A 22,369-nucleotide genomic window follows, 5' to 3' on the forward strand; every position below is an offset into this window, starting at 1 on the left:
GTCAACTGCCGCATACAAAGCGTATGCCCAGCGTGAGGCCACGTAGGCAGCGTCATGACACGGCCGCCGCGCACGGCCCATGCCCATGGGGCCAATTGAAGCCGCCCCGTCCGCATGGGGCCGCGTCAGGCCGTCAGAACCACCCGTCCTCAGCTACTGCGAAACCAGCAGGCTTGCCTCCGCCGCTTGCCCATCATCTACGGCGGAAACGCAGGAGTTCGCGGAGGATCATGGCCACAAGGAAGGTGGGTAGAAGGCCGATGATGCCAACGGTAACGCCGATCCAGGTGAGCCACGGCCGTGCTGGGGTGTCCTCACGGGCGAGTTCTCGGCTCCCGCGATGCTCCCCGACGTCGCCGACACGGACCGCCCGGCCGATGTCCGCGGGGGTGAAGACCTCGTCAATGACGAGTCGGTCGGTGCCGCCATCGTCCCATCGGATGGTGGAGACGCAGCGATACCAGTAGCCGAATCCTCGGGTGGTGACCGGCCCTTGCTCCGTACAGTGAGCGACCGTCGCCTGTCCCGTGCGGCTCGCTTCGGCAAAGTCGTGCCCGGACAGCCGGATCAGTGTGACGCACGTGCTGAGCAGCGCGGCTGCCAGCAGGACGATCCCGGCGAGGAAGGCGGCCGAGCCAAGTTTGCCGCCACGCTGACGCTGGATCGCTGCTGACGACTGGCCCTCCGCCTCTTCCCGGTCGAGTTGTCGCTCAAGCTCGGCACGTTCATCGGCTCGTCTGGCGATCCGTTCGTCGTGGGATTCCACGGCGGATTTCCCTTCGTCATCGCTCGGGTTCGAGATCGATAGGCGGTGGCGCCGGGTTGTCTCTGTTCATGTCGGAGGCGCCCGACCCGGTGTTCTGTGAGGTGTTGCCCTGTGCCGCCGCTCGGGCAGTGTTGACCATGACCTGGTCGACAGCACCGTGGGCTCTCACGTGTCCCTGGCTCAGCAGTCTGTACGCGTCCGCTGCTCCGCGCCAGCCCTCTCCCGCCGTACCTACTGCCTCGATTCGGTGCGCTTCCAGGCGTAGCACGTTCCGGCTGGACTGCCCGATCCGGCTCATCAACGCCTGCATCTGCCTGACGAGAAGACCCGTGTTTTTGATCGCCGCGAACAACTGCTTCACCACGGTGAAGATCTTCAGGCTGGCAGCCGACACGAGTATGGAGATCTCCGCAACCACCTTCGGAATGAGCACAACGCTGACGGCCTGCACCGCCTTGGAAATGCACGCGCCGACGACCTCGGCAACAATGTCGCGGACGGTGTTACGGGCGATGCCGACCGTCGCGCCTAGAGCCGTGGTGGCTCGGCCCATGCCGTCGGCGAGTTTGCCCATGGCCTGGATCGACTCGGCGTGGCTGCGGGCGCGTTGCCGGTACGCGTCGGCGGAGGCGGCCGTCCACGCGACGGTGGTGCGGTTGACCTCTTCGACAAAGAAGTCGGTCGCGTCGTAGATGCGTTGTTCGATGTTCTTCCAGCTCTGCGCGTGCGCGTCAATAGCCTTGGGGTCGCCCATCAGCTTGTCGAGCGGTTCACGCAGGATCGCGACGTGCTCCATCAGCCAGCCCACGCCGGCGGCAAACACGACCTGCAGCGGATCCATCACGGCGCCCATGGCAGCAAGGCCGGTGGCGAGGGCGTTGCCGGCGAAGCCGGGCACGTCGCCGCTGAACGCATTGTCCACCATGCCACTGGCGGACTCGAAAATGCCGGTGCCTTCGTACGCCTTGGTGGTTCGCTCCTCGGCGATCAGCCCAGGCCAGCCCAGGTAGGCCTCGCTCATGGACCTGCCTCACGCAACTCCCGCGCCGCCTCGTCGTCGGTCAAGGTGACGTTCACGCTGATCGACCGCAGCAAGTCAGCCAGGTGCGAGGTCGCGTCCGTGGCACTGCGCGTGTCCTGTATCGCCTGATCTTGCGCGATGCCGAGAAATCCGGTGATGAAGGGGCCCGGCCACTCGCCGTACACCCCGCTGTCCAGACGCAGGTGGCCGACCGCTGCGGTCACGGCGTCCAGCATCTCCGCGACGCCGTCGACCATCCGGGCGTGCTCGCCGAGGATGCCCACATCGAGGTGGAACTCAGGGTGGCTCATCGCCGGCCGTACCCTGCATCGTCGTCTGGATCGGGTTCGGGAAACGCCTCGGCGTAAGCGTCGGCGACGAAATCCGCCGTGGGCGAGTCAGCGCCATGCAGGCGGGTAACCAGGTCGGCGACATGCTGCGCAAGGCGCGCCTGCGCCGCCTGGCTCGTGGCGACTATGAGGCGCGAAAGCTCGTCCGGCGCCAGTCGCATCGCGTGGTCGGCCAAGGCGAGGCCGCTCAACCCACCGGCATGGTCGACCGTCACCCGTACGTCGCTGTTGCTGGATTGCGCGGTGGCGCTGACCTGCTGCAATCGCTGGGCCAGCTCCAGACCGGCATCCGCCGTCCGCTGCGCACGGGACTGCCACTCCGCGAGGTGATCATCCGGGTTCAGATACACGGCGTCAGCCCGGTGCCGACGAGGGCTTCCCATGGATCTGACAACTTCACGCGCTGTAGACTCGAAGCGTGGAAGACGCGTTCCGGGCCGGCTCCCGGAACTGACAAGGCCATAGGTTGGTCAGACGACCTCATATCCATCAGCTGATCCCTCCAGGCATTGGACAGCGGTCCGGGGCCCTTGACAGGTGGCTACTACACACCTGTAAACACCTGTCGCGTGATCTGGGTTCAAGGACGGACTCACCTCCGCATGCGTGCCGGTGACCTAATCGATCAACGCGGCGATGAGTTTGCGGGTAGGCGGTTCGCTCATTTGTCCATTACCGATCTCGACGACGCGTCATCGGCCGTCGCGGGGCCAGGGCGAGGTCCGTGGTCACGAGAGGCAGCTTTAAGCCTGCGCCGATGCCGCCACTGGGTTCCACCGCGGCCCGCACACCTCTACCCCAGCCGTGAAGTCACAGTGCGAAAGGCGTCGGCTCGGTGTGATGGCTGTCCCACACCCACGCGTCAGCGCCGTGGTCGACCAGGGTGCTGCACCGGTAACGCAGCAGGTCGACGTCTCGGTCGCGCTGATCCTCATCGGCGTCACTGACCGCCCGCGGATCGACGACGGCATCCACGTTGTAGGCAAGCCGGTCCGCCAGCCAGTAGTCCCGGCGGAACCGGGTACGCCACTGCGAGTTGCTACCCCACCCGTGCGACAGGTCGCTGACCGGCCGGTACTGGCGGTGCCACGCCCAGTACAACGTCGACTCGGTCGTGATCTGTGGATCCAGCCGATCGGCGCCAGCCCGCACGGTCACACCACCGCGCAGTAGCAGCATTGATCCGACGAAGCAGGCCGGCCACCGCGACGCCACCAACTCCGGTTGCGCCTGCGAGTTGTCGGCGGAGGCAACATCGGTGATCTCGTGCAGGAACGGATGGAACGAACCGATGTTGACGCTGCGGCCACCGATTCCGGTGATGAACTGCTCATACGCGCGTGGGGGCAGCAACGGATCAGGATCCGCGTCGTCGGCGGTCTTCTCCGGCTGGCTACTCAGGATGAGAACCTCGGCAACCCGGCTCAGCGCGTACAACGCCCACGAATCCTCGACCGAGATCGACGCAGTAGCCATCTCCGGAGCGCCAATCCGGTGCAGCGAGTCTAGGACGCCGCGATTGGCCGCCACCCACGGTGCGAGTACGTCACGACCCCAGTCGACGCCGACGTAGTCACGGGTCGGCTTGAACAGAGTGTGTCTGATCTGGTGATAGTCCTGCACCGTGAACACCGCCATGCCCACCAGTATCAGTACGCGCCGTTGAGACGCCGCACGGCCTCGGCAACAGCCATCCGCCCGACAGCCTCATTACGAAACTCGGCCGAATCCACCAGGTGTACCAGGATCCGCCGCAGGACGAACCGGACCGGCGGCACCTCACCGTCACCCACCCGGGTCAGTTCATCAAGGACGCCACGACGAACGGCGCCGATGCACTGTTCGATGAGCTCATCGTCCAAGACACCGGCCGGCGCGGCGTCGCCGTTGCTCAGGAACTCGAAACGTTCGGCGGGCTCGATGTCGGCGAGGATCTTCGCAAACCCAGCACAGTTGGTCTGCGTCCCATCCCGAACGGCGATGTCACGAACCGGACGATCAAAGACGACGCTCACCGACACCTCCCGATCCGGCATGCATGAACGAAAACGCTCTATACCTTACGACGCACAGCGATCCACTCCTCGACATCCGACGTCAGCCACACCTTGCCCTGTGCCAGATCAGCGACCGGAGCCGGGAAGTCAGCACGACTGGACAGCTCGTAGACGCGCTGGCGGGAGATCCCACCAAGCCGAACGCGGATCTCATGAGCACCCATCAACACACTCGCACACCGTTCCACACTCATGACTATATTCCTACGACAAGTAGTCTCGCGATTTTGTAAGCCGACAGTGTCCCTCAATGCTCAACCCCGTCCCGGTCGACGCCGCGACCGTCGATGACCGGGCCGCACGTCCCTGCCTCGGCCGTGATCCCGGTGCGCACGCAACAGCCGACGGACACTGACCTGAACCTCCGGCAGTGGTCAATCGAGCAGCGCGGTGATGAGGTCGGCGGCCGGCGTAGTGGAGGGGCGGTCGCTGACCTGGCCGTCGCCGACCTCGACGATGCGCCAGCGACCGTCCTGGTGGCGGGTCAGATCTGCGGTGATGAACGGCAGGTCCAGGGCCTTTACCGCCGCGGCCATCGCGGTGAGGTTGACATCCGCGGGCGGCGCGTCTTCTGCCGTGTCGGGATGGGGGGTGACCAGCCGACACACGCCGCCGACCCACCAGGTACGAACCTCTGCGCCGGTGAACCCCTCGAATCGGCGCAGCACGAACCCGCCGGTGAACTCGTCGTCACGCAGCTCGCGGAAGCGAGTGGCGACGCGCCAGGCCGCGTCGGAGTCGGCGACGTCGGGGATGTAGGCGGCCTCGTGCCAGTAGTGCTTCATCGACTTCGTGTAGTCCCGCAGTACCGCTGGTCCGGTGCCGAGGGTCGCGCAGGCCTTGGTGAAATCGTCGTGGTGGTCACCGGTAGTCCACGTCGTCTCGGGGGTGTGCTCCCGGATGGCGGCATACCAGCCGGGGAGTTCGTGGGACTGCCGGTACTGCTGCGGGCTGGTGCGGACAGTGACATCGCGGGCGGCGAGGGCTTGCACCATCGCCACATACTGTTCGCTGCGCAGCATCCAGCCTCGGTATACAGCGTCGGAACCGGCGGGGACCCGAGTTACGGCGGCGGCCGCGTCGCCGCGGGTCACGGCGTCGTGGTCGATCACCGCGACGTCGAGACCGGCATCCCGCGCGGCCTCGACCTCAGCAATGAAGTGCTCGTCTGGGCGGCGCGGGCGCAGAACATCAGCGGGTACCAGCAACAGCATCCGCCCATTATCGGCAGCCGAAACGAAGCATGCGCCGCATTTATTCGACCGCCGTCGATTAGATGTGGACGCCGTGATACCGCCGGGCCATGCTGGATGCCGTGGCCGCTACCGTCATGCCAGGCATCACCTGCCCCACCTGCACCGGCGATCTACGGCTGGTCGGCTTCTTCCTCTCCTACCGTGACGAAGACCAGAAGCGTGTCTGCCGAACGCCACTGTGGTGTGCCGCCTGCGACCAGGTCTGGGACAAATGGGCGGACCGCGACAATGCGCCGCTGGCGCCCCACGACGTGCCGCTCCCGGAGAGCTGGAAGCAAAGACTGCTCGGCCCACAGCCTTAGCGCTTGAGCGCCACGATCGACTCACCAACACGTCGAAGCCCATTCGCGTCGCCGTCAAATGGCATCCTGAAGACCGTCTTAAGTGGTCTCACGATCAAGGCGCCGACTCCCTATCCTTCCGCGGTGTGTACGAACACACCGAAGACGACGAGGACGAGAGCGTCACCCTGCAACCGGGCATGGTGATCAGCATCCGCTCGCGGCACGACGTGGTCATCATCGACCCGGACAAGTTCCTAACCGCCGCCCGCCGCGCCTACCTGGCCTACAATCCCGGCGCCGACGAGTCCGAACTCGCCGTAGCGCTCGCCGACCCGTACTGCGCCGTCGACGCCCTCATCAACTGCTACCACACCCTGGCCTCCGACGATCCCGAACTCGCCGCCGGTTCCAGCGAACCACCGACCATGCACGGCGGAGTCGGCCTACGCCCAGGCCAGCGCGTTCCCGACCGCCCCGACGGCCTCTCACCCGCCGGCATGATTCTGAGCATCGAGTTCGGCCATCACACCCCGCTGCAGGACTACGGCTGCTTCCTACCCTCGTTCACCGAGCTGATGGCCGAGCCATTGAAGTCGCAGGAGAGCAGCGAGTGACAGCGGCCTACCAGCAGGCCCATGCCCCGGCCCTCATCGACCCGGCACGCTCAAGCGGAGGCGATGCTGCGCCTCGCCCTGACCGAGACACCCGCGAACGCCGAACTGCTCACCCTGCTCGCCTTCCCACTGCGCCGGCAAGGTAATCCCGTGCGGGCGCTGGAGGTCTGCGACCGCGCCGACCACGGCGTGACGCTGGCCCCACAGCCGCCATCTGGATCTTCGACAAGGTGGGATCACCCCCGCATGCACGGGGAACGGCCGATCTCGTCCGGCGTCGCTCCCCGGACGTGCGGATCACCCCCGCATGCGCGGGGAACGGGCCCTATTGCCTTCTGCTGTTCGGGCCTTCGTGGGATCACCCCCGCGCATGCGGGGGTGATCCTGGGGATGGCCGAGTATCCCCGTCGACGTCACCCTGCTCCCCGCGCATGCGGGGGTGATCCCGGGACATGTCGATCTCAAATCAGTTTTGCAACCTGCTCCCCGCGCATGCGGGGGTGATCCCGGCCTGTCCGGGCTGCTGTTCCAGGTGTGGCACTGCTCCCCGCGCATGCGGGGGTGATCCTGGGCACCTGGCGGAGAAACAGCAGCAGATCGTCTGCTCCCCGCGCATGCGGGGGTGATCCGCTGTCCAACCCGGCAACGGCCTGGGATTGGGTCTGCTCCCCGCGCATGCGGGGGTGATCCATCGAGGGCGAGCCCCTTGGGGTGGTCGCTGCCCTGCTCCTCGCGCATGCGGGGGTGATCCCACGGGGTTGGCGTCGGGCACGGGTGCACCTTCCTGCTCCCCGCGCATGCGGGGGTGATCCGCGCATGGTGCGGTAGGCGCCGGGGATCAGCTGCCTGCTCCCCGCGCATGCGGGGGTGATCCGACCGTCCACAGCCTGTGGACAATCGGGATCCGGTGCTCCCCGCGCATGGGGCGATCCCCTGGGACGCCATGAGGACAGCGCCGCGATCACGTGCTCACCGCGCATGCGGGGATGATCCGCAGACCGATGCGATCGGTCGGGGCCTGGAGTACTGCTCCCCGCGCATGCGGGGTTGTCGCATTGGCAATGAGATGCGTAGCTCACTCATGCTCGGCTCCAAGCGCAAGCGAGGGGATCCGTTGCGCTCCGCCTTGACGGCCAGAGCTTCAGGGCATGTTGAATCTCTCGCTGAACTCGCGGCGGCCGCAGGGTGGCCGGGCGACACCGTTCAGCTCAGATCTGGGAGCATCAGCGTCGTGATCGGCGACGAGCAGCGGCTCCGGGAACTGGCTGGCGAATGGGCCTCAATCAATCGCTCGCGGATCGAACAGTGGGAGAGCCGACTGATTACGCTCGCCCGGGAGACCGCCGCGATCAAAGCGGCGGGGCGTTGGCGTACCGGGAAACGGACGTTGCTGGAAGTTCTTGGCGTTCACCATCTCGAAGTCAGGCTCGTCGCGTGCCTGGCATGGCTACTGCGGCCCGAGGATCACCACGGGCTGGGCGATCAGGTCGTGCGAAGGCTGTTCCAGAAGCTCGAACTGCCGTTTGATCCGGCAGCGCGGATTCGGGTGACCGTGGAAGAAACGCGATACACAGCCGACGGGGTCCGCACCCGGGCCGATCTCGTCGTGCGTGTCGGCGGTTCCTGCGTTCTGATCGAGGCAAAGTTCAATGCCGGCCAGCACGGTGACCAGTGTGCGCGGCTTGCCAAGCTCTGGGCGGATGAGGCTGCCACCCTCGTGTACCTGACCAGGGACGGACACGATCGCGGCACCCCGGCCGGGTGGGCCGCACTGACCTGGCAAGACATTGCCGGGCTGATGACTCCGCTGCCGTCCGGTGCATCGGCCGGCGCCCGGGATTTTTGGGAAACTCTCGACGGTGAAGGATCGGCAATGCCGGACGAAAAAACCAACTTCTACCTGCGCAACCGGAGCCAAATCGAAGAGTGGGCCGCCCTGCGCGACGAGGCAGTGAAGGAGGTCGAGGCCTCAGTCGAACTCGGCGTCGAAGGCGTGGACCCCACCATCCTCGCCGAAGCCGACCACGGCTGGTTCTCACACTCGGCCTACCAGACATACGAGTTGACCCGACCGTCCTGGCAGCTTGGCGCGTTGCAGGCGACGATCGCGCTGCAATGGCACGGGCCTAGCCTGCTGATCGATGGCGACTCCACCTGGCCCTACGTCGGTGTGCGGATCTCCTCTGCCAAGAGTCTCGCGAAAGATCGGCTGGCGACTCTGCTGACCGAACAGCTCGAGAAACACGCCGCAAAGCTCGGCTGGACGCACTCGCAAATCGCGCAGGGCTGGTTGTGGTGGCGCTTCGTCAAACCGACCGGTTCCGACGAGGACCTAGAGAGCCTCACCGAGGGTTGCCGCACAGCGCTCGAAGACGGCTGGCGGGCGCTCTCCGGCCCGATCGACGAGATCTTCGTGGCCGAGATGGTCAGCACCGCCGAAGCAACTGGCACCCCCGAGAAAGCCTGAGCAGTAGGAATGTCCTAGCCGCAAGGGGCCAAGTGCAATGCCGTCGGGCCTTGCCCATCGGTCAGCACTGACTGACGCTCGGTATGAACCCACGAAGACAATTGCCAGACGAAAAAGACCGTCCGGGTGAAGTCGCCCGGACGGTCTCGCGGAATCGCTATCGCAGTGAGATAGTCGTAGATAGGGTGGCGATCCGTAGGCAATTGGTGCGTGTTCGGCCTCGGACACCATTGATGGTGGAAGTTCACGTTTATCGTGGATTTCCACCATTTTGCGTTCGGGGCTACCGATCGCCGCACAGGCCGACCGGTCAGTCTGACCTTGCCGCTTTTCGACGTGAACGCCATGGTCAGCGCGGACGATGACGCCATGACCACTTCCATCACGCAACGCACGGACACGGCCGAGCGCCTCGTTGACGCCCTGGTCCCGCCGGCCACGAAACGGGCGCGGCCGTCGACGCCGTTGGCCGTTCCGGCTCTTCCGGCAACCAGGCTTCCCGTCGGCAGCAGCCCGTCGTCGCTCCACCTCACGATCGGCCGCCCCGACCTGTCAGGACGGGTGTCGATACGTCACCTGCTGCGTGTCATGCACTGGTCCCCCGGCGACCGCGTGGACCAGACCGTCCTCGACGACGCCGTGATCATCACCCGCAGACCGACCGGCCGCAGCGTCATCAACGACCGTGGTGACCTCACCATCCCCGCCACCGCCCGCGCCCTCGCGCACCTCGACGCCAGCAACCAGGTCGTCCTCGTCGCCGCACCAGACGAGCACAGCCTGATCATCCACGCGGAGAGCACCATCACCGCCCTGATCGCCCAGCACTACGCCCGGCAGGCGATCGATCATGACGGCTGACAGCACTCCCCCGGCCCGGACGCCGACAGTGCGGCAATACCTGCCCCGCGTGATCGCCGCGGCCAGCCGCAGCAGTCTCCGCATATAACACCTACTGGGCTCGCATGGTCGACGCCTGGGGCGACCTGCCCGTCGACCAGATCACCGCCACCGACGTGGAAGCGCTGCAACGCGACTGCGTCACCCACGCCCGCCAACGGCAACGCAACTACCGCGGTGGCCGGCATGCCGGCGAGAACGTCATCACCGCTGCCCGCGCCTACTTCCGACGCGCCATCGACGACGGCATCATCGCCACCGGAACCAGCCCCGCCCACCGGGTCGCCAAACCCCGCCGGCTACCCAGCACCCGCCGCGCCCTGCTCCCCTGGGAAATGCAGGCCATCACCGAAACCGCCCGCACCACCGGCAACGACGTCATCCTCGACAGCCTCCTGCTCCGGCTGCACACCGAAACCGCCTGCCGCCGAGGCGGCGCACTCGGCCTGCGCCTGATGGACCTCGACGCCCAAAACGGCCTGGTCCTCTTGCGCGAGAAAGGCGAAACCCTGCGCTGGCAACCGATCACCCTGCGCCTCGCCCGACACCTCACCGAACACGCCCACAGCCGCGGCGCGCGGTTGCCAGAAGACGAACTACTGCGCTACCGCAACGGCCGACCGATGACCTCACGCCGCTACGACCACCTATGGAAACGCCTCGGCGAACACCTCCCATGGGTCGCCACCCAAGGAATCACCAGCCACTGGCTACGCCACACCACCCTCACCTGGGTAGAACGCAACTTCGGCTACGGCATCGCCCGCGCCTACGCCGGACACACCGACAACACCGGCCCCGCCACCACCACCTACATCAAAGCCGACCTCCACGCCGTCGCCGCCGCCCTCGCTGTCCTGACCAGCGAACCCCACCCACTCGCCACCAGCCTCGACGACCTCGGCTTCGCCACCACCCCATAACCACACGGTGTTCACGCCGACGCATCACCCGCCCCGAAACCGGACACCGCGCAACATTCGTGTCCCATCAAGCATCAATCGACGGCAGGCAAACAGTCCGTCCTACAGCCGACCGTAAGACGCGGCACCCCGGCGAAACGGGGAAACTCACCAGCCATTTCCTCACCGATGAATCCGCACGCCGTCGATATGTCGAACACCTCGCTGCACTCAGAATCCGGTCCTGGACTTTGCCATCGTCGACCGGATCGCCACCACGAACCGCAGCTATCTGGGCCAGTGCCGGCCCTTGTCCGGTCGTGGCGGTCTGATTCGATCTCGTCGACGTCGCGACTCGCGTTGGGTCGAGCATCCCGGGCGCTGCCTGGCCCACTACTGGCCTACGGGGTGACAGGGAGAGCGAAGGTTTCGGGCCGGCGCTGATCTGAACTACCTCACGACGATGGCACCGTGCCCGCCGATCAGCACCAGAAGCCGACCCTCACCGACGGACCTGGTGCGCCTCGGAGAGTGCCTCGCCGACGCCGGCAAGTATTTCGACCGCAGTGAATGGCTTCTGAACGATCCGGGTCTCCTCCCCGAGGCCATACCGGTGGCGCAGTTCGCTGTCGCTGTAGCCGGAGATGAACAGCACCCGCAGGTCGGGGTGCCGGGCTCGCATCTGGTCGGCGAGTGCCGGGCCGGATTTGCCGGGTAGCACGATGTCGGTGATGAGTAGCGTTACGCCATTCAGGTCGTCGTCGGCCAGTGAGCTCTGGTCCAAGGCGGTAGCGCGATACCCGTTCTCCCTGAGAATGCGCAGCACGAGGTCGCAAACGTATTCCTCATCCTCGATGACGGCCACGAGCTCACCGTGACCGGCGCGGCTCTCGGAGGGCGGCTCGGTGACCTGGTCGGCGTTCTCGGTGGCCGGCGGCAGCAGAATGCGGAAGGTCGTGCCGATGCCCAGTGCGGACTCCACGCTGATGTGCCCACCGGCGTCGCCCACGATGCCGTAGACAGTGGCCAGGCCGAGGCCGGTGCCGCGGTCGGCCGGCTTCGTGGTGAAGAAGGGCTCGAACAACCGGTCGCGGACCTCGGCCGTCATGCCGGTGCCGGTGTCGCTGACCGTCAGCCGTGCGTACTGTCCGGGCGGTAGCGGCGTGCTGTCTTCCGCGTGGACGTCGGCGAGGTCTGTCTCGACCACCACCACGCCGCCCTCGGGCATCGCGTCGCGGGCGTTGATGACGAGGTTGAGCAGGATCTGGTCGAGTCGTCCACGGTTGGCGTACACAGGGAGGGCCTCGCTGCGCGGGCGGCACAGCAGCTGGATGTCAGCACCGATGGTGCGGCTCAGCAGGTCACCGGCCTCGGTGATGACCTCGTTGAGGTCGACGATTCCCACCTCGGTCGGTTCTCGCTTGGCGAACAGCAGCAGCTGGCCGGTGAGCGCCTTGGCCCGGTCAGCGGCGTCCTTGATCCTGGCGAGGTCGCGCGTACCGTCGTCGCTGACCTCTTCGCCGAGGAAGTCGGCGTAGTTGAGGATGATGGCGAGCAGATTGTTGAAGTCGTGGGCGATGCCGCCGGCGAGCTGCCCGAGACTCTCCATCCGAGCGGCTCGCTCCGACCGTTGCCGGGCAAGCTTCTCGTCGGTGATGTCGCGTTCGGTGGCAGCGGCGGCGACGACCATGCCGTATTCGTCACGGATCGGCGAGACGATCACCGAGACCAGGAAGGGCGTGCCGTCGCTGCGGATCCGCTGCGCCTCATCTATGCGGATCTGCTGGCCGGCGGCCAGGTCGGCAAGCACCTGAGGCAGGCGGTCTGGCTGGTCGGGCCGGATCAGATTGGCGAGTGGCTGGCCGATGACTTGATTGGCGGTGTAGCCGTAGATCCGTTCCGCGCCCCTGTTCCAGGCGGTGAGGGTGCCGTCGAGGGCACTCGCGATAATCGCGTCGGAGGACTGGTCGACGATCGCGGCGAGCATTTCCCGTTCCCGCGCCGCGCTGGCGGTGGCCCGAAGCGCGGTCCGCAGGTGGCGGGCGAGACTCCAACTGACCAGCGTCGCGCAGACCACCGTGAGCAGCCGCAAAGTCTGATCGGTGGAGCCGAGAAGACCCTGCCAGGTGGAGATGGCAAAGGCAATCATGAGCGTGTAGCCGCCGACGGACAGCACCGTGAGCGGGCTGGCTGTGGCTACAGCCAGTGGCGGGCCGATCGCCACCACACCGAACATCAACAGTCGCGCCGGTGCGGCCGCGGAGATCGCTCCGAGCAAGGTCACCGTCGCTACCGACACCAGGCCATAGGGCGACCATGGTACGGAGACTGGTATCAGTAGCTTCATACAAGGATGACCCTTCTGTGAAGCTGGAGGCGTTTGCCCTGTTGAGATACGGGTAGGCTATGCCCCTTTAAGCCCGCGCGAAGTGGCGTTCAGCGAAGACATGAGCGCCTCGGCAACACGGCGCCACGCGTGGCTCTCATTCCTCCTGGGTGATGTGACCCCGGTGCTCCGCGGCCGACCATACGAGCTGACGCGACGGGTGGAGGCCAGCGTGAGTAGAGGCATCGGCGAGGCGAGCCGGAGGTTCATTCCGATCGTGTCGTGGCTTCCCCGGTACAAGAAGGCGTGGCTGGCCCGCGACGTGATCGCGGGCTTCACCATCTGGGGCCTGCTGATCCCGGAGATGATCGCCTATGCGAGCCTCGCGGGCCTCCCGCCGCAAGCCGGTCTTTACACCCTTCTGGCATCGCTGGCCCTGTACGCGGTCTTCGGCACCAGCCGGCACCTCGTGGTCGCGGGCACGTCGGCCTCGGCGGTGCTCGTGTTCTCCGCGGTGACCGCGCTGAACCCGGACGACACCGCCAGGTACGCGGCGCTGGCGGGCGGCGTCATCCTCCTCGCCGGGATTTTGTTCATCCTCGCCGGATTGCTGCGGCTCGGCTTTATCACCCAGTTCCTGTCCCGTCCGGTGATGGCCGGATTCGTGTTCGGGCTCGCGATCTTCGTGACCGTGAGCCAGCTCCCGAAGATCTTCGGGATCGAGAAAGGCCACGGCGACACCGTCGAACAGTTCGGCCACCTCGTGACCAGTCTCGGATCGACCAGCATGGTCACGCTCGCGGTCGGGGCCGGCGCGCTGGTGCTGCTGTTCGGCCTGGAGCGGTTCGCACCCCGGGTGCCGGGCGGCATCGTCGCCCTCGTGCTCGGCATCGTGATCAGCAGCGTTTTCGGCCTCGCCGGCCATGGGGTCGCCACGATCGGCGCGATCCCCACCGGACTACCGTCGATCGGATTCCCCGACCTGCACGCCGGTGACCTCTGGGTGCTGGTCCCCAGCGCGCTCGGCATGGTCCTCGTGATGTTCTCCGAGTCGCTCGGCGCGGCCCAGACGTTCGCGGAGAAGTACCGCTATCGCATCGACCCGAACCAGGAGATGATCGCCCTCGGCACCGCCAACCTGGGCTCCGGGTTCCTCGGCGGTCTGGCAGCGGGGGGAAGCCTGTCGCAGAGTGCGGTCAACGAGGGCGCCGGCGCACGATCGCAGATGTCACCGCTCGTCGCGTCCGTGCTCAGCCTGGTGACCGTCATCGCGTTGACCCCGGTGTTCAAGAATCTTCCCGAGGCCGTCCTCGGCGCGCTGATCATCCACGCGGTCTCGCATCTGATGAAGGTCGGTGAGATGCGTCGCTACTACCGGCTGGTCCCTCGCGAATTCTGGATCGGCATGCTCACCCTCGCCGGCGTCATCGTCCTCGACGTCCTGCCCGGCCTGATCCTCGGCGTCGGCACGTCACTGTTGCTGCTGGTGTATCGGGCCAGCAAGCCGAGACTGTCGGTCCTCGGCGCCGACCCGCACGACCCGGGCGCCTACGTCGACATCCAGCGAGATCCGGCCGGAGTCACCGTCCCCGGAGTCCTCGTGATGCGTCCGGACGCGGCGCTGTTCTACGCGAACGCCCAATCCGTGGCGGACGGAGTGGAAGCGGCCGCGCACAGCTCCGGTGCAGCGACGCGCGTAGTGATCCTCGACCTCGATGCCACCGACGAGATCGACATCACCAGTGCTGAGAGCCTCGACAAGGTGAGCGCGGCGCTCGATCGTGAGCACGTCCAGCTCGCCTTGGCCCACGTTCATCACCCCACCTTGGCTCTCGCCCGCGAGGCCGGTCTTTTGACGACGCTCAGCGACGAACGGGTCTTTCCGAACATCGCCGCCGCCCTCGCGTGGGCGAGCGATGCAGGCTCCAACGGTTCGAAGAACGGTGGGCGTCCAGAGTGAGGAGCGTTCCGGGCGCCGTAGGTCTCAGCCCACGACGCCCGGGTGCGGGTGCGGCAAGCCCCCGACCGAAAGCTGCGGGTCCTCCGGCGCGGGGAGCGAGCCGGTCGTGATCGCCGCGGCGCGCTCGGCATCCCCGTGGAGTTCATCGAGCGCGATCAGCGCGACGACCGGCAGCATCCGCTCCACGGGCAGCCTGAGCAGGCGCGCGTACAGGCCGGAGTCGTTCCTGACGGCGTCACCCCGCTTCATGAGCGGGGTGACGCCGTCTGTGGTTAGCGCCGACGCCGGCTGACGCGCCGGGCCGTGCGTCGTGAGGTACGCCGAGCGACTCTGCGAGCTGCGAACATGTCTCTCCTCCAACTGTCGGGTGCGGGTGTCAATTCGCTTTCGCGGCTGCGGCGGTCTCCAGGTTGTGCAAATGCTCAGCTTCTTCTGCCGAGACCAGGCCAAGTGCGACGAGGTCGAGTGGGCTGATGAAGCCGTCGCTGAGCCGGAAGCCGCCGGCTCGGATGACGGCGTCGCGTAGCGGCACGGCCCAGTGATGTTCCAGCAGGATCAGTGCGGCGGCGGTGTCGTTCGGGATGTCTTCGATGACGTCCCAGGCGTCCTGGTCGGAGAACGCGTGGATGCCGTCGGCGGCCGCCTCCGCGCCCAGGGCGGCGCCCTTGGCGAGGCCTTCCTCGCCCTCGATGCCGAGACCGATCAGGGCGCCGACCTTGCTGCCGAGTTCGATCGCCTCGTCCTGGGACAGGTTGCTGAGGTGTTCGACCTCCAGCTCGCCCTCCTTGTCCTTGTACACGACGAGGGAGTCGATCACGCGTACCGTGTTCGAGGTTCGCAGTCGCTCGAGTTCCGCGATGATCTCGCCGTGGAAGTCCGGGTGCTGGAACCCCAGCACGATGAGCTGCACAGGCCCGATCGCCATGTCTGTCGCCCTTCTGTCGGCCGGCCGGATTGGTGGCCCGGCCGTATCGATACCTGAGCAGCGTCGCCTGGGTGGGCCCAGGCCGCCTCACCCATGACGAATGACGTCGGGCGTGTCCGGACTCCGAACGATGCAGCGAAAACCGAGGTGGGAGGTGGCGGTGTCGACCGGTTGGGGCATGCGGGCGGCCGGGCGGTAGCGGCGGCAGTAGTTCGGCGAGCACAGGTGGGAGCCACCTTTCATCACCTTGCGGGCGATGGAGACTCCCGGCGTCGACGGATCGTGGCTTGCCGCACGGTCACCGCCGCGGGGGTTGTCCACCGCGCAACAGGCGTGGCTCGGCACGCGATGGGCCTGGTACCAGTCGTCTGTCCATTCCCACACGTTGCCGATCATGTCGAGCAGGCCGTAACCGTTGGGAGGGAAGGAGCCGACCGGCGCGGTGCCCCGATGACCGTCGTCCATGGTGTTCAGGTAAGGGAACTCGCCCTGCCAGGTGTTGGCCATCCACCGGCCGTCCGGGTTGAACGTGTCGCCCCAGGCGTAGGGAGCGCCGTCCAGCCCGCCACGCGCGGCGAACTCCCACTCGGCCTCGGACGGCAACTGCTTGCCTGCCCACCGGGCGTACGCCTGAACATCGGCCCAGGTGACGTGTACGACCGGGTGGTCCGGCCTCTTTTTGATCGAGCTTCCTGGCCCCTGGGGATGGCGCCAGTCGGCGCCGGGCACATATGTCCACCAGTTGTAGGGGTTACTCATGTCGACGCGGTGTGCCGGTGCGACGAAGACGGTCGACGCGGGCACGAGCAGCTCCGGCCGGGCACCGGGGTAGTCAGCGGGGTCAGGGCTGCGTTCGGCCTCGGTCACGTAACCGGTCTTGGCCACGAAGCGTCCGAACTGACGGTTGGTCACCGTGGTCCGGTCGATCCAGAAACCATCGACGCTGACTGTGTGAACCGGTGCCTCCTCCGGGTAGTGCCCGTCGGAGCCCATCTGGAACGTCCCACCAGGAATCCAGATCATGCCCGGAGCCGGCGGGTTCCCGGCCGGCTCCGCGACGCCGATGGTCTCGATGACAGTCACGTGGCCTCCCCGTCAGTCGTGGCGCTGAGCGGCAGCGTGCAGCGCCGCGTCGACGAGTCCCTGTGGGTTGAAATCGGCCGGCGCCTGACGGGGCGGGAAGTCGGTGAAGGTCGCGGCGTGCTGCTGAATGATGGCCGCGGCGGGCAGCACTGTCCACAGTTTTTCGCCCGCGTAGATCGGGTAGGACGGTGCGTCCATGTGCTGCTCGAACGGATCCACCCGCAGGTTCACCGGCCGGGGAATCGTGGGACGTAGCAGTGCACCGGCGAACCAGTCGTCCTTGACCTGGAAGTGCACCTTCCAGTTGTTGTACCGCAGCGCGAACAGGTCGTGTTCGCCGTAGTAGAAGAACTCGTGTCGCGGTGACTCGCCGGTCTCGCCGGTCAGGTACGGCAGCAGGTTGTAGCCGTCGAGGTGGACGCGGAACAGCTTCTCGCCGGCTTTGTGGCCGGCAAGCAGGCGTTCCTTGATGTCCGGGACGCCCGCCGCCGCCATCATCGTCGGGACGATGTCCTCCAGCGAGACGATGCCGTTGAGTACCTGGCCGGGCGCGATCCGGTCCGGCCAGCGAATCAGCACCGGTGCCCGGAAGCCGCCTTCCCAGCCGAGCCCCTTCTCGCCGCGGAAGGGTGACGTTCCGCCGTCGGGCCAGGTGAACTTCTCGGCACCGTTGTCGGTGGCGAACACGACGATGGTGTTGTCGGCGATGCCGAGGTCGTCAAGCTTCTGGAGCAGCTGGCCGACCACCCAGTCCAGTTCCTGCATGCCATCGGCGTACACACCGAGACCGGTCTTGTCCTTCCATCTCTCCGACAGGCGGGTCCAGACGTGCATGCGGGTGCTGTTGTGCCAGAGCAGGAACGGCTTGCCCTGCTCATGGGCGCGGTCGATGAAGCCGAGGGACCGCTCCAGCAGATCGTTCTCGATCGTCGTCATGCGTTCCCGGGTCAGCGGGCCGGTGTCGGTGATGGTCTGCTTGCCGACCCGTCCGAAACGGTCGTCCTCAGCTGGGTCGTCCACGTCGGAGGCTTTGCAATCCAGTACCCCGCGCGGGGAGAACAGCCGTTTGACCAACGGATTGTCGTTGGGATAGTCGGGCTGCTCGGGTTCCTCCTCGGCGTTCAGGTGGTACAGGTTTCCGTAGAACTCGTCGAATCCGTGGACGGTCGGCAGGAACTCATTGCGATCACCCAGATGGTTCTTGCCGATCTGCGCCGTCAGATAGCCTTCCGGCTTGATCAGATCGGCCAGCGTGGGGTCTTCCGCCTGCAGACCCTGCGGGGCACCCGGCATGCCCACCGTGGTCAACCCGGTCCGCATCGGGATCTGGCCGGTGATGAACGCGGCCCGCCCGGCCGTGCAGCTGGCCTGAGCGTAAGCGTCGGTGAACAGAACCCCCTCGGCCGCGATCCGGTCGATGTTCGGGGTCCGCCCGCCCATGATCCCGCGGTGATAGGCGCTGACGTCGAACCAGCCGATGTCATCGGCCATGATCAGCAGGACGTTCGGTTTGGCAGTTGGCATCATCGTTTCACCGTCGCCCACGTCGTGGACGCACGCCTCATCTCCGCCGGATGAGGAGAGGGTCGCCCAGCCGATCAGAAGACCGTCATCCAGTCGTTCTTGACGCTGACCACGGTCCACCCATCGGTCTCGGCCCGCTTGAGTGCCTGTTCCGCGCCGGTGATGTAGTCGAATTCTCGTTCGGCGTCGTCGTGCAGCACCAGCAGCCGAAGGGTCGGCTTGTCGCGGTGCTGGGTGAATTCGAGCATCGGCACGTCACCGTTGGAATTCCCGGCCGCCAGCAGCGGACGGCGGCCTGTCCGATTCCAGATACGGATCGGTTTCTCGGGACCGTCGTCGAGATAGTCCGCCTCGGGCTGATGGGTGATGCTGCCACGTTTTCCATCGCTCGTGTAGGCGAAGGTGCTGCTGCTTCCGATGACCCGCTCGCGGGGGATGCCGTACACATCCTGGCTGATCGGCCGCATGAAGTCGCGGCCGCCACCGGATGCGATGTAGCTCGTGAAACCATGGGCGGCCAGGTAGTCGAGCAGATCGATCATCGGCGCATACGCGCACTGCAGATAGCCGCGGCCGAGGGTGGGATGGCGCGCACTGCGCAGGAAATCATCGGAAAGCTGCTCGAAGTCTTCGACACTGATGCCGGCGTAGGCGGCCAGGACGCCCGCGCCCAACGTCCGGACATTGGTGTCGTCACCGGCGTAATGCTCCGCCATGACACGGCTGAACCAGGCGAAGTCCCGTTCGGCGACCGCCTTCCACGGCTGCCGCTCACTGAGCTGGGGCTGCGCGGCCAGCATCTCGGCCAGGCGGCGGAGAATGAAGTCGACCTGGATCGGCATCGGCTTCTCGCACCAGAGGGTGCCGTCGTTGTCGAAGACCGCGACTCGCTCCTCGACCGGAACCGCAGCCGAGCCGTCCGCACCACATGTACGCCGGACGAAGTCGATGATCGATTGCCTGGTGGGACCGTGCCGCCAGGTCGGCAGCACGTCCTCAGCCATGTCCGGTCGCCGTCATCGAAAGACCTCCAGCTCGTGGAGTTCAACCGTCGCGGAGTCGCCGGATCGCTGCCTCACCCACGGCGAATGATCGGGATGGCCTCAGTCGCGCGTCGCGAGCCATCGAGTGGCGGCGCGATAGGCCGCGAGGCTCGACTCGCCGACGACCTCGTCTGCTTCGTACACCCGCACGCCGGTAACCCGCTCGACCGTGCGGTTGCGCCGGATCTGTTCCACCACCGCGGGGTCGACACCACTGAGATACAACCGTCCGCCAGCCGCGTCCAGGCGCTCGGCGTAGTCGGCGAGGACCGCGAACGCGGTGGCGCCCAGCATGACCCGCCCGCGAAGACGTAACACCACCACCGGGCTGCGCGCCTGCGCCGTCTCGGGCAGCCGGGCCTGAAGAGTGCGAGCCCCGGCGTAGAACAGGCTTCCGTAGACGTCCAGCAGCACTACCTGCCGCGACTCGAGCCGGGCCCGTGCCGGCCGCTCGACGAAGCTGTCGTCGTCACGCGGGGTCAGCTCCACTACTCGCAGATCGAGCGCTTCCTGGTTCAGCTGCATCAGCAGGGACAGGACCAGACCGATGCCGACAGCCGCGGCCACCGGAAGGAACAGAGTCGCCACGAACGTCGCGATCACCGCGATCTGCGAGATGCGCCCGGTCCGCAGAATCGCCCGCACATCGCCGACCCGGAACGACCCGACCGCGGCGAAGATCAGCACAGCGGCCAGCGTGGCCATCACGACGGTGCCGACCAGCCCGGAGAAGAGCAGAAGCAACAGTGCCATCCACAGGCCGGAGAAGATCGACGCCCATCGGCCGGCCGCGCCGGCCGAAACGTTCAACGCCGTCTGCCCGACCGAGCCGCCAACCGGCTGTCCCCGGAACAAGCCGGCGAGCAGGTTCCCCACGCCCTGAGCCAGAAAATCCCGGTTCGGGTCCGAGCGGGTCTTGTCCGGGTTCGGCGCCGCCTCGCTCACCCCGGCACCCTGAACCAGGACGAGAGCGGTGACTGCGAACGCGCCGGCGAGCAGACTGAGACTGAAATCCGCGAGGTGCGGCAGCGCCGGCATCGGCAGACCACTCGGAATCTCACCGGCATCGCTGACCCGGGGGATGTCCTCGGCCCCCAGGACGGCGGCCGCCACCGTGGGAACCAGCATCGCGATCAGCGTCGAGTACACGGCTAGCCTGGTCCGCCCCAGAACCACGAGCAGAACCAGAGCGGACATACCGGCCAAGGCCGCACCGGGCTGGATCCGGCCGGGATGCAGGATCAAATCCCAGGCTTTGGCGAGGGCGAACGGGCCTTCGGCCTCAGCGCCCGTCAGATCGGGAAGCTGGCCGAAGACGATGTTGGCGGCCACCCCGGACAGGAATCCGATCATCACGGAATGCGGCACGAACCTCGTGTATCGGCCCAGCTTCGCGACGCCGGCGAGGACCATCAGCGCCCCCGCCATCATGGTCAGCAGGAACAGCGCGCGAGGCCGCTCGTCAGCCGGAACAGCAGCGACCGCGGACCCGGCGGCGAGGGCCGCCGCGCTCGTCGTCGTGATGACCATCAGGCGGGTGCTGGCGGTCAGGCCGCCACCGATCGGGCCGACGATGCTGGCGTACAGGCCGTGCACCGGATTCACCCCGGCAAGCACGCTCGCCGCCATGCCGTCGGGCACGCTGCTGATCGCCCCGGGCAGACCGGCGATGAGATCCTTGCGGAGGGTTTTACGGTCGGGCGCCAGCTGTCGCAGCCGTCGTCTCGTCTTACCAGCGATCACCACCGGATCAGTCTCGGAACGACGATGCCAGACGGCATCACCCCCCGAAGATGAGCGCCGCGCCCGTCATGAGGCCGAGGTGCGCTCCTTAGCGCCGTGGCGTGTCAACAGCCGGGTGCTGTGCACCGCGATGGCCGTCACCGGGGCGGAGAGCACCACACCGACGACGCCGGCCAGAGCTCCTCCTACCAGCGCGGCCAGCAGGAGCGCCAGAGGACTGACGCCGAGGGCCGCTCCGAACGCGAACGGGCTGATCAGGTTCTGCAGCAGGCCGTTGGCGAGGAAGACGATGAGAAGCATCCACAACGCCGTGGCCGTCCCACCCGAGCCGAGTGCGATCAGCACCGCGAACGTGCCGGTGAACAGAGCGCCGAAGTACGGCACGTAGCTTCCCAGCAGCGTGATCACCGCGATAGTCGCGACCAGCGGAACGTCCAGGACGAGAGCACCGACGGGACCACGGCGGCGTTGAAGACGCCGAGCAACGTCAGGCCCAAGAAGTAGCGCCGGATCGTGCCGGCCGCCTGATCGAGCAGCGCACTGCCCTGTTCACCCGACACGGGCAGCCGGGCTCCTACCCGCGCGGCGATGGCCCGGCCGTCCTTGAGCAGAAAGAAGCAGGTGAGAAGTGCGACGAGAACCCCGATCGCAGTATTCGCCACGGCACCGAACAGGCTGCCAAGCGCGGGAACCAGGCCGGCCAGCAGGGTGGGAATCGCGCCACCCACCGACTTCGCTGCGGTGTCGGCCGTGGTCGCGCCGAACCCGGCCGAGCTGAGCACGCTTTGCAGCCGCATGACGGCGTCGTCGACGTGCTGACTGATCTCCGGCTGCTGGCTGACCAATCCCCCGACGACGAGAAGGACCGTTGCTGCGCCCAGCGCGACGACAATAAGTGTCGCCGCCACTGCACCTAGCGGACGGGGCAGGCCGCGGCGCGTCATCGCGTCGACCAGCGGGACGAACACGACAGCCAGGAAGAGGGCGATCACGAGTGCCAGCACGAGCGGGCGGAGCAGTGCCAACACAAGAGCCACCGCCAGGGCCAACAACGTGATCCCGACCAGCGACCAAGCGGCACTTCCCGCCGACCGGAGCCGGTCCGCGCTGGTCAGCTCCGGTGTTCTCATGTTGTCTCCGTCCGGCCC

The 22,369-nt window shown here is 66.7% G+C and carries 23 protein-coding genes and 1 CRISPR repeat array; of the genes, 6 read left to right on the plus strand and 17 right to left on the minus strand.

Annotated elements, in window-relative coordinates:
* Positions 1–193: 193 nt before the first annotated feature.
* The 8 genes from B0I29_RS00370 to B0I29_RS00405 all read right to left on the minus strand — a co-directional run bounded on the left by B0I29_RS00370 (position 194) and on the right by B0I29_RS00405 (position 5,408).
* Positions 194–766: a DUF6346 domain-containing protein gene (locus B0I29_RS00370; RefSeq protein WP_111646771.1), complete on the minus strand. Its 573-nt coding sequence runs from the start codon at positions 764–766 to the stop codon at positions 194–196.
* Positions 767–782: 16 nt separating this feature from the next.
* Positions 783–1,787, minus strand: a complete 1,005-nt coding sequence (locus B0I29_RS00375) for a hypothetical protein (RefSeq protein ID WP_111646772.1) — start codon at positions 1,785–1,787, stop codon at positions 783–785.
* Positions 1,784–2,098 (minus strand): type VII secretion target, encoded by a 315-nt coding sequence (locus B0I29_RS00380; RefSeq protein WP_111646773.1) that lies wholly within the window; start codon positions 2,096–2,098, stop codon positions 1,784–1,786. The genes B0I29_RS00375 and B0I29_RS00380 overlap by 4 nt, the downstream gene beginning before the upstream one ends.
* Positions 2,095–2,487, minus strand: a complete 393-nt coding sequence (locus B0I29_RS00385; RefSeq protein WP_181557627.1) for a YbaB/EbfC family nucleoid-associated protein — start codon at positions 2,485–2,487, stop codon at positions 2,095–2,097. Before B0I29_RS00385 ends, B0I29_RS00380 begins: the two co-directional genes overlap by 4 nt.
* A gap of 460 nt (positions 2,488–2,947) precedes the next feature.
* Entirely contained in the window at positions 2,948–3,775 is an 828-nt protein-coding gene (locus tag B0I29_RS00390; RefSeq protein ID WP_111646775.1) for a hypothetical protein, read from the minus strand.
* An 11-nt stretch (positions 3,776–3,786) separates the two neighbouring features.
* Positions 3,787–4,173 (minus strand): hypothetical protein, encoded by a 387-nt coding sequence (locus B0I29_RS00395; RefSeq protein WP_146616669.1) that lies wholly within the window; start codon positions 4,171–4,173, stop codon positions 3,787–3,789.
* Between the two features lie 17 nt (positions 4,174–4,190).
* Complete coding sequence (locus B0I29_RS00400) at positions 4,191–4,358, minus strand: helix-turn-helix transcriptional regulator (RefSeq protein WP_111647295.1); 168 nt, start codon at positions 4,356–4,358, stop codon at positions 4,191–4,193.
* A 210-nt stretch (positions 4,359–4,568) separates the two neighbouring features.
* Positions 4,569–5,408, minus strand: a complete 840-nt coding sequence (locus B0I29_RS00405) for an ATP-grasp domain-containing protein (RefSeq protein WP_111646777.1) — start codon at positions 5,406–5,408, stop codon at positions 4,569–4,571.
* Between the two features lie 89 nt (positions 5,409–5,497).
* Between B0I29_RS00405 and B0I29_RS00410 the strand changes: the two genes are divergently transcribed.
* The 5 genes from B0I29_RS00410 to B0I29_RS00430 all read left to right on the plus strand — a co-directional run bounded on the left by B0I29_RS00410 (position 5,498) and on the right by B0I29_RS00430 (position 10,638).
* Positions 5,498–5,752: a hypothetical protein gene (locus B0I29_RS00410; RefSeq protein WP_111646778.1), complete on the plus strand. Its 255-nt coding sequence runs from the start codon at positions 5,498–5,500 to the stop codon at positions 5,750–5,752.
* 125 nt (positions 5,753–5,877) lie between these two features.
* Positions 5,878–6,348, plus strand: a complete 471-nt coding sequence (locus B0I29_RS00415) for a hypothetical protein (RefSeq protein WP_111646779.1) — start codon at positions 5,878–5,880, stop codon at positions 6,346–6,348.
* A 357-nt stretch (positions 6,349–6,705) separates the two neighbouring features.
* Positions 6,706–7,223: direct repeats of the CRISPR family, unit length 28 nt; unit sequence CTGCTCCCCGCGCATGCGGGGGTGATCC.
* Positions 7,224–7,579: 356 nt separating this feature from the next.
* Complete coding sequence (locus B0I29_RS00420) at positions 7,580–8,815, plus strand: PD-(D/E)XK nuclease family protein (RefSeq protein ID WP_181557628.1); 1,236 nt, start codon at positions 7,580–7,582, stop codon at positions 8,813–8,815.
* Positions 8,816–9,184: 369 nt separating this feature from the next.
* Positions 9,185–9,676, plus strand: coding sequence for a hypothetical protein (locus B0I29_RS00425; RefSeq protein ID WP_146616671.1), 492 nt, complete (start codon positions 9,185–9,187; stop codon positions 9,674–9,676).
* A gap of 104 nt (positions 9,677–9,780) precedes the next feature.
* Complete coding sequence (locus tag B0I29_RS00430) at positions 9,781–10,638, plus strand: tyrosine-type recombinase/integrase (RefSeq protein ID WP_111646782.1); 858 nt, start codon at positions 9,781–9,783, stop codon at positions 10,636–10,638.
* Between the two features lie 481 nt (positions 10,639–11,119).
* Here the strand turns inward: B0I29_RS00430 and B0I29_RS00435 are convergent, their stop codons facing one another.
* The gene (locus B0I29_RS00435) at positions 11,120–12,901 is read right to left on the minus strand and encodes a hybrid sensor histidine kinase/response regulator (RefSeq protein WP_245972083.1); all 1,782 of its coding nucleotides are present in this window, start codon (positions 12,899–12,901) and stop codon (positions 11,120–11,122) included.
* Positions 12,902–13,175: 274 nt separating this feature from the next.
* Between B0I29_RS00435 and B0I29_RS00440 the strand changes: the two genes are divergently transcribed.
* Complete coding sequence (locus B0I29_RS00440; protein WP_181557629.1) at positions 13,176–14,903, plus strand: SulP family inorganic anion transporter; 1,728 nt, start codon at positions 13,176–13,178, stop codon at positions 14,901–14,903.
* Positions 14,904–14,927: 24 nt separating this feature from the next.
* Here B0I29_RS00440 and B0I29_RS00445 read toward each other — a convergent pair whose 3' ends face one another.
* The 8 genes from B0I29_RS00445 to B0I29_RS00480 all read right to left on the minus strand — a co-directional run bounded on the left by B0I29_RS00445 (position 14,928) and on the right by B0I29_RS00480 (position 22,351).
* Positions 14,928–15,152 carry a hypothetical protein gene (locus tag B0I29_RS00445; RefSeq protein WP_146616673.1) on the minus strand — a complete coding sequence of 75 codons (225 nt, stop codon included), beginning with the start codon at positions 15,150–15,152 and terminating at the stop codon, positions 14,928–14,930.
* 127 nt (positions 15,153–15,279) lie between these two features.
* Positions 15,280–15,828, minus strand: coding sequence for a hypothetical protein (locus B0I29_RS00450; RefSeq protein ID WP_111646786.1), 549 nt, complete (start codon positions 15,826–15,828; stop codon positions 15,280–15,282).
* A gap of 87 nt (positions 15,829–15,915) precedes the next feature.
* Positions 15,916–16,851 (minus strand): formylglycine-generating enzyme family protein, encoded by a 936-nt coding sequence (locus tag B0I29_RS00455; protein ID WP_111647296.1) that lies wholly within the window; start codon positions 16,849–16,851, stop codon positions 15,916–15,918.
* A gap of 72 nt (positions 16,852–16,923) precedes the next feature.
* Complete coding sequence (locus B0I29_RS00460; protein ID WP_245972085.1) at positions 16,924–18,438, minus strand: arylsulfatase; 1,515 nt, start codon at positions 18,436–18,438, stop codon at positions 16,924–16,926.
* Between the two features lie 71 nt (positions 18,439–18,509).
* Complete coding sequence (locus B0I29_RS00465; protein ID WP_111646787.1) at positions 18,510–19,439, minus strand: HAD family hydrolase; 930 nt, start codon at positions 19,437–19,439, stop codon at positions 18,510–18,512.
* A gap of 99 nt (positions 19,440–19,538) precedes the next feature.
* Positions 19,539–21,224 (minus strand): SulP family inorganic anion transporter, encoded by a 1,686-nt coding sequence (locus B0I29_RS00470; protein WP_220091244.1) that lies wholly within the window; start codon positions 21,222–21,224, stop codon positions 19,539–19,541.
* A gap of 63 nt (positions 21,225–21,287) precedes the next feature.
* Positions 21,288–21,629: an AI-2E family transporter gene (locus B0I29_RS47355; RefSeq protein ID WP_281270862.1), complete on the minus strand. Its 342-nt coding sequence runs from the start codon at positions 21,627–21,629 to the stop codon at positions 21,288–21,290.
* Positions 21,626–22,351 (minus strand): AI-2E family transporter, encoded by a 726-nt coding sequence (locus B0I29_RS00480; protein ID WP_111646789.1) that lies wholly within the window; start codon positions 22,349–22,351, stop codon positions 21,626–21,628. The genes B0I29_RS47355 and B0I29_RS00480 overlap by 4 nt, the downstream gene beginning before the upstream one ends.
* Positions 22,352–22,369: the final 18 nt, after the last annotated feature.

The organism is Actinoplanes lutulentus, assembly GCF_003259845.1.
Lineage (GTDB): Bacteria > Actinomycetota > Actinomycetes > Mycobacteriales > Micromonosporaceae > Actinoplanes > Actinoplanes lutulentus.

Coding starts and splice junctions, on each gene's coding strand:
- B0I29_RS00375 (WP_111646772.1), bottom strand. CDS start 1,787: ATGAGCGAGGCCTACCTGGGCTGGCCTGGGCTGATCGCCGAGGAGCGA.
- B0I29_RS00380 (WP_111646773.1), bottom strand. CDS start 2,098: ATGAGCCACCCTGAGTTCCACCTCGATGTGGGCATCCTCGGCGAGCAC.
- B0I29_RS00390 (WP_111646775.1), bottom strand. CDS start 3,775: ATGGCGGTGTTCACGGTGCAGGACTATCACCAGATCAGACACACTCTG.
- B0I29_RS00395 (WP_146616669.1), bottom strand. CDS start 4,173: ATGCCGGATCGGGAGGTGTCGGTGAGCGTCGTCTTTGATCGTCCGGTT.
- B0I29_RS00400 (WP_111647295.1), bottom strand. CDS start 4,358: ATGGGTGCTCATGAGATCCGCGTTCGGCTTGGTGGGATCTCCCGCCAG.
- B0I29_RS00405 (WP_111646777.1), bottom strand. CDS start 5,408: ATGCTGTTGCTGGTACCCGCTGATGTTCTGCGCCCGCGCCGCCCAGAC.
- B0I29_RS00410 (WP_111646778.1), top strand. CDS start 5,498: ATGCTGGATGCCGTGGCCGCTACCGTCATGCCAGGCATCACCTGCCCC.
- B0I29_RS00425 (WP_146616671.1), top strand. CDS start 9,185: ATGACCACTTCCATCACGCAACGCACGGACACGGCCGAGCGCCTCGTT.
- B0I29_RS00430 (WP_111646782.1), top strand. CDS start 9,781: ATGGTCGACGCCTGGGGCGACCTGCCCGTCGACCAGATCACCGCCACC.
- B0I29_RS00445 (WP_146616673.1), bottom strand. CDS start 15,152: ATGAAGCGGGGTGACGCCGTCAGGAACGACTCCGGCCTGTACGCGCGC.
- B0I29_RS00450 (WP_111646786.1), bottom strand. CDS start 15,828: ATGGCGATCGGGCCTGTGCAGCTCATCGTGCTGGGGTTCCAGCACCCG.
- B0I29_RS00455 (WP_111647296.1), bottom strand. CDS start 16,851: ATGATCTGGATTCCTGGTGGGACGTTCCAGATGGGCTCCGACGGGCAC.
- B0I29_RS00460 (WP_245972085.1), bottom strand. CDS start 18,438: ATGATGCCAACTGCCAAACCGAACGTCCTGCTGATCATGGCCGATGAC.
- B0I29_RS00465 (WP_111646787.1), bottom strand. CDS start 19,439: ATGGCTGAGGACGTGCTGCCGACCTGGCGGCACGGTCCCACCAGGCAA.
- B0I29_RS00480 (WP_111646789.1), bottom strand. CDS start 22,351: ATGAGAACACCGGAGCTGACCAGCGCGGACCGGCTCCGGTCGGCGGGA.